Here is a 6033-nt window from a genome sequence, read left to right as displayed (position 1 = left end):
GTGGCTGCGACCATCGATAAGCTCGCGCGCAAGGTCCGCCGCGTCTTCGATTATCTGGGCATGACGGCAAATTCCCCACCCCACGACGCCCGATTGGCGACCGCTGGTTAGAACGGATTTGCCGTGCGGACGGCTGTCATCGAAGTTGACGCACCGGCTGGGCTCGGTCGATGATAAGCGGTTAGACCGAACACCACAGCAGTGCATCCAACGCGAGCCGAACGCCCCCACATGTCAAGAGACCCCTACGAGCCCCGTCGCGGCATAACAGAACGCGTCAACGTTGCTGGCAGCGAGCTGGTCGACTACGTCAAACAGCTTGTCGCCGAGGGTAACGTTCGCCGCCTCATCATCCGCAAGCCTGGCGGCACCAAGCTGATCGAGATTCCGCTCACGGCGGGAGTCGCCGTCGGCGGCGCGTTGACGCTGCTCGCGCCGGTCCTCGCCGCCCTTGGCGCCATGGCGGCACTGATCGCGAAATTCGAGATCGATATCCTGCGCTCCGATGACGAGCGGACGCACCAAAACGACAAGAACGACCCGAACGTGCTGCCCTAGCCAGCATCTGGCTGGCTGGCCCCCTAGCTGGTTCCCCCTAGCCGGCCCCCCTGGCCGGCATCTCGATCAGCGCCCAGGACATGGGCAACGACGATCCGGCACCTCAACGACTCGCCCAATGGCAGTTTTTGCTCCAGACAACCCTCTAACCAAGACAAGCGTTATGAAGAAACTCAAAACCACCAGCGATCACACCATTTACGAGAAGCGCTCGGGCCGCTACGCGGTCAAGGACCGGAAAAAGCGCTGGGTCCAGGGCGACGACAAGGTCGCCGTGCTCAGGGCCGAAGGACTCCTGAAGACGCCGGAGCCCAAGGCCACGGCTGACGAGGCTGAGACCAGCGATGAAGCCGCCTCTAGCGAGGACAGTGCCAGCGACGCCGCTTAGAAACTCTCTACTTTCTACTTCCCGATAATCGCCTTGGAGTGGTGCTCAAATCGGGAAGAAGTTGATGGACAGTTTCTTAGCAGGCGTCCATCAGTCAGCCTGCGTGCAATCGTTTGAACCGCTGTCTTGAGGGCCGCATGAACGGCCGGGCATGAGCGGCAGCAACAGGTATTGGAGCGCCGTCCAGCCCAAGGCCAGGCTGGCAAGCATGCCCAAAAGGGGCGCGGCGGCCGGATAGCCGCCATCATCGAACAGGAGTGCGACCGCGGCAAAGGCCGCGAGCACGACAAAGGTCAGATGCACGCGCTCGTCATGGATGCCCCAAAGGCTGCGCCGTGCAAGCCAGACGCCGACGAGCGCGGCAACGGCACCGCCGGCAAGTCCAGCCATCACATCCACGGGCCAGTGCACACCGACCGCGACTCGGCTCAAGCCCGCGGCCGTTGCCAGCAGGATGAAGGCGAGCCGCCAACGGAGAGATTGCGCGTAGTAGGCCAGCACGCCGAAGAACACGGCCGCGGTCACGCTGTGCCCGGAGGGAAAACTATGGCGCGCATGGGCCTCGCCGATCAGCCGCAACCTCTCGGCTGGAAGCACCGCCGGGGGCCGCGCGGCATCGACCAAGGGCTTGAGCCCGCGCGCATAGGCGATGGCGAGCAGCGCAGCGCAAATCAGGGCCCAAAACACCCGTGGATGCCGGCGCGAAAGGAACAATGCCAGGGTCAAGGAGACACGCTCATCGCCAAGCACGGTGAGCCATTGCCATAGGCTAGCCGGCAGCACCGCGAACAGGCCGTTCAGCGTCAGAAAACCGCTGTGATAGTCACCGCTGAAGAACCAGGCCGCGGCCGCCGCCACGCAGAGCGCTGCCCAGGCACCGAGCCAGCGCGCCCCGCCCGCTGAGACGGCGGGATCGCGCTTCGCAGCGGTCGCCAGGTCGCGCCGCAGTCCAGCCCCGATGATCGACATCACCGCTGTCGCCGCCGCAGCGGGAGCCACGGCTGACTCCAAAGGTGTTCAGTTGATCGCATCATCTGCCGCGGGCTCTGCCTCTCTGGGCTTGGGCTTGTCCTTGGGCGTGGGTTCGTCCCTGGGCGCGGGTTCAATCAGCGCTAGCGCCACGGCTCCCTGACGATACCGCAGATCGAGCCGATCCGGCGCCACGGCTTCGGCCAACCGCTCGAGCTTGTCGACGCGCAGGAACACCAGCTCGCCAACCTTGGGTCGATCACGCTCGGGCGTGATCGCATCACGATAGACGCTGAAGCTCGGCATGCTGGTGCGATAGACCACCGTCGGCCGATCCAGCTCGCGCGCCAGCAACCCGGCCTGCTTGACCGGCTCCTGCATCACGGCAAACACCGCCGGTACCAGCAGCCCGAACACCAGCAAGGTCTGTACGACGCCGGCCAGGATCAGGCGCTGCCAGAGGGCAACCCGCGACCAGAACACCAAACCGATCATCGCGAGCAGGCCGAGCCAGAGACCAAGCCGATAGCCGCTATCCAACACCTGCTCCCCGGCCGCAAACATCGCCTGCTCGTGAGCGCGATCCGCTTGCCCCGCGAGGAAGCCGAGCAGCTCCGGCAGCACGGCCATCAGCACAACCAACAACAGCGGCGGCACGAAGGCCAGCCAGCGGTTAATCAACGCATCGCGGTGCCGCGCCATCAGGACAAACAGCGGCGTGATGCCGTAGACCAGATAATGGGGCAACTTGGTGCCCGAGAACGAGAACACCGCGAACACAGTGACGAACCAGAGCAGCAGGAATCGATCCAGCTCATCGGCCCAGAGCCGACGCAGCCTCGGCAACAGGCTCAGGAACCAGCCGGTGAAGGGCAACAGCACCAGCGGCAGCATGACAAGGTAATAGCCCGGAAAGCCGTCGTGTCCGTGCTTCACGCCACTGTAGCGGCCGAGGTTGTGGCCGAGAAAAAAGCTCTGGAAGAACCCCGGACCGTCATCGATGTAGATGGCCAGGTACCAGGGACCAGCCACCAGCAGAAAGACCAACCAGCCACGCCAGTCGAAGACCGCCGAGACCCAGGCGCGCCATTCCCGCAACGAGCCAAAGTAGAGCAGGCTCACCACGAACGGAAAGAACACCGCGACCGGTCCTTTCGTCAGAAAGCCGAGACCGAGCCAGAGATAGACACGCAGCAGCGTTGCACGAGTCGGCCGCAGCCGCCAGCGATAGATCTCGAAAAACGCGAGTGCGATGAACAGGTTGAGCAGGGCATCCGCCACCGCCGCCTTGCCGATGATCGCCACCTGCAAGCCGAGCGCCATCGCCAAGCCGGCGATGGTCGCGGTCGCCGCATCGAGCCGAGCGCGCACGAACCACCAGAGCGCCAGCACCCACAAGCTGGCCGCCATCGCCGAGGGCAATCGCAGCGCGAATTCGCTCCAGCCCAGCGCCGAAACCGAGGCCGCCTGCAGCCAGTAGATCAGCACCGGTTTGTCGTAGCGCGGTTCGCCGTCGCGGTGAGGGGTGATGAAGTTACCGCTCGCAAGCATCTCGCGGGTGGCCTCGGTGAAGGCACCCTCATCGAGATCGTAGAGCGGCACCGCACCGAGCTGCCAGAAGAAGGCGAGCCAGACGATCAGCAGCAGGAACCAAGGTGAAACCAGACTGCGGGTGAGCAGCGAATCAGGTCGCTTCATCAGCCCTGCCCTGCTCGATCTTCCAACCTGCGGCGGCCGGATCGGTCTGCCGGCAGATGCAGTGATGGGTACGCTCGCCGGAGGCGAACAGGGTGCGGGTCATGATCTCGGCGAGGACGCTGGTGGTCAGGAACTGGATCGAGGCGACCAAGAGCAGGATGGCAACGAAGAACAGCGGGCGGTCGCCGATATCCTCGCCGAGACCAAACTTGACCCAGGCCAGCCAGCTCATCATCAGCGCGCCGAGCAGGCCGAATGAGAGGCCGATGGCGCCGAAGAAATGCCCTGGGCGCGCGCCGAAGCGCAGAAAAAAGAACGCCACCAGCAGATCGAGCAGCACGCGGAAGGTGCGCGAGAGGCCGTACTTGGACTGGCCCAGCGCGCGCGCGCGATGGCCGACCTCGGTCTCGCCGATCCGCTCGGGCGCCGTCACGCCGGCCACCCAGACCGGGATGAAGCGGTGCATCTCGCCGAACAGGCGAATCTCCTTGATCACCTCGGCGCGGTAGACCTTGAGGCTGCAGCCGTAATCGTGCAGGCGAACGCCGGTGACGCGCGCGATGAGCCCATTGGCGATGCGCGACGGGAGCTTGCGCAGCAGCAGCGCATCCTGGCGATTGCGCCGCCAGCCTTGCAGCAGATCGAGATCGCGCGCCAGCAGTTCATCGATCAGGCGCGGGATCTCGGCCGGATCATTCTGCAGATCGCCATCGAGGGTCGCGATCAAGCAGCCACGCGCGGCATCGAAGCCGGCCTGCATCGCCGCCGTTTGGCCGAAATTGCGCCGGAAACGGATCACCCGCACATGCGGGCCATAGTGCGCTGCCTGCTCGAACAGGGCCTGCTCGGTGCCATCCTGGCTGCCGTCATCGACCAGGATCAGCTCCCAGGCATGGGTATAGTCCCGCAACCCCTCATGCAAGCGCGCTAACAGCGGCGCGACGTTCTCACGCTCCTGGTAAAGCGGGATCACGACCGAGAGACTGCTGTTATCGGACTCACGCATGATGAGGCGCGAGCGGCACTATACGGAAGTAGACCCGCGAACCTATCGAGATCTCATGACCAGGTGTTCGGCGGCAAGCCGGAGCCCGCCGCCGAACAGTGATCGCGCGCCAAGCCGGGTTCAACAGCCCGCCTCAGCCCTCGTTGTGATAGCCCTGGAGGCGCTCGACCTCGTTACGCGAGCCAAGAATCACCGGCACCCGCTGGTGCAAACCCTCGGGCTGCATCTCCATGATGCGCTGTTTGCCCGTGATCGAGGCACCGCCGGCCTGCTCGACGACAAAGGACATCGGGTTAGCCTCGTAGAGCAGACGCAGCTTCCCGCCCTGCCCCTTCTCGGCCATCTTCGAATCCATGGGGTACATGAAGACACCGCCACGGGTCAGGATGCGATGGACCTCGGCAACCATCGAGGCGATCCAGCGCATGTTGAAATCCTTGCCACGCGGACCTTCCTTGCCGACCAGACATTCATCGACGTAGCGCTTGACCGGAGCTTCCCAGAAGCGACCGTTCGAGGCATTGATCGCAAACTCGGCGGTGTCAGTCGGGATGGTCATATTTGGATGGGTGAGGATGAACTCTCCGATGTTCTGATCCAGCGTAAAGCCGTTCACACCGTTGCCAGTGGTCAGCACCATCATGGTTGAGGGGCCATAGAGCGCATAGCCCGCGGCAACCTGCTCGGTGCCAGCCTTGAGAAAATCGCGCTCGGTCGCATCGCCATCCGTATCAGCCATGCGCAGGATGCTAAAGATGGTACCCACCGAGACATTGACATCGATATTCGACGAGCCATCGAGCGGATCGAAGGTCAACAGATACCGGCCACGTGGATACGCCTTCGGGATCTCGTAGATCTCGTCCATCTCCTCCGAAGCCAGGGCGCCGACATGACCGGACCACTCGGTACACTGGATGAACATCTGGTTGGAGAGCACATCGAGCTTCTTCTGCGTCTCGCCTTGTACGTTCTCGCTCCCGGCACTGCCGAGCGCGCCAATGAGCGCGCCATGATTGACCTGATTCGAGATCATCTTGCACGCGGTCACGATGTCGTTGAGCAGTGCGGTGAACTGACCGGTGGCGCCCGGCGCGTGGCGCTGCTCTTCGGCGATGAACTGGGTGATGGTCGTGCCGTGGTGCATGTTGGCTGTCCTCTCATCAAATGGGGCGGGCACTTGGATCTCGTTGCCGAAGCTCGGTTAGAGCAACGCTCCGAAGCGCACGAAAAAATCAGGTAGTCGCGGAGTATAACGATCAGCGGCTCATGAAGCACTCCCGAGAGCACGGCAAATCCGTTCTAACCAGCGGTCGCCAATCGGGCGTCGTGGGGTGGGGAATTTGCCGTCATGCCCAGATAATCGAAGACGCGGCGGACCTTGCGCGCGAGCTTATCGATGGTCGCAGCCACG

6 protein-coding genes are annotated in these 6033 nt (G+C 63.6%); 2 read left to right on the top strand and 4 right to left on the bottom strand.

Going from position 1 to position 6033, the window contains the following annotated elements:
- The first annotated feature begins 231 nt into the window (after positions 1–231).
- Complete coding sequence (locus tag CCR82_RS18235; protein ID WP_201247234.1) at positions 232–558, top strand: DUF4342 domain-containing protein; 327 nt, start codon at positions 232–234, stop codon at positions 556–558.
- 163 nt (positions 559–721) lie between these two features.
- Complete coding sequence (locus tag CCR82_RS18230) at positions 722–946, top strand: hypothetical protein (protein ID WP_201247233.1); 225 nt, start codon at positions 722–724, stop codon at positions 944–946.
- A gap of 90 nt (positions 947–1036) precedes the next feature.
- Here CCR82_RS18230 and CCR82_RS18225 read toward each other — a convergent pair whose 3' ends face one another.
- The 4 genes from CCR82_RS18225 to CCR82_RS18210 all read right to left on the bottom strand — a co-directional run bounded on the left by CCR82_RS18225 (position 1037) and on the right by CCR82_RS18210 (position 5766).
- On the bottom strand, positions 1037–1945 hold the full coding sequence (locus tag CCR82_RS18225; protein WP_338073213.1) for a phosphatase PAP2 family protein: 909 nt from the start codon (positions 1943–1945) through the stop codon (positions 1037–1039).
- 18 nt (positions 1946–1963) lie between these two features.
- Positions 1964–3613, bottom strand: coding sequence for an ArnT family glycosyltransferase (locus tag CCR82_RS18220; protein ID WP_201247232.1), 1650 nt, complete (start codon positions 3611–3613; stop codon positions 1964–1966).
- The gene (locus CCR82_RS18215; RefSeq protein WP_201247231.1) at positions 3600–4619 is read right to left on the bottom strand and encodes a glycosyltransferase family 2 protein; all 1020 of its coding nucleotides are present in this window, start codon (positions 4617–4619) and stop codon (positions 3600–3602) included. Before CCR82_RS18215 ends, CCR82_RS18220 begins: the two co-directional genes overlap by 14 nt.
- A 133-nt stretch (positions 4620–4752) precedes the next feature.
- The gene (locus tag CCR82_RS18210; protein WP_201247230.1) at positions 4753–5766 is read right to left on the bottom strand and encodes a class 1 fructose-bisphosphatase; all 1014 of its coding nucleotides are present in this window, start codon (positions 5764–5766) and stop codon (positions 4753–4755) included.
- Between the last annotated feature and the right edge of the window lie 267 nt (positions 5767–6033).

Source organism: Halochromatium salexigens (genome assembly GCF_016653295.1).
GTDB classification, from domain to species: Bacteria; Pseudomonadota; Gammaproteobacteria; order Chromatiales; family Chromatiaceae; genus Lamprobacter; species Lamprobacter salexigens.
Note: the sequence above shows the minus strand (reverse complement) of the source record. Positions and strands in the feature narration are given on the sequence as shown.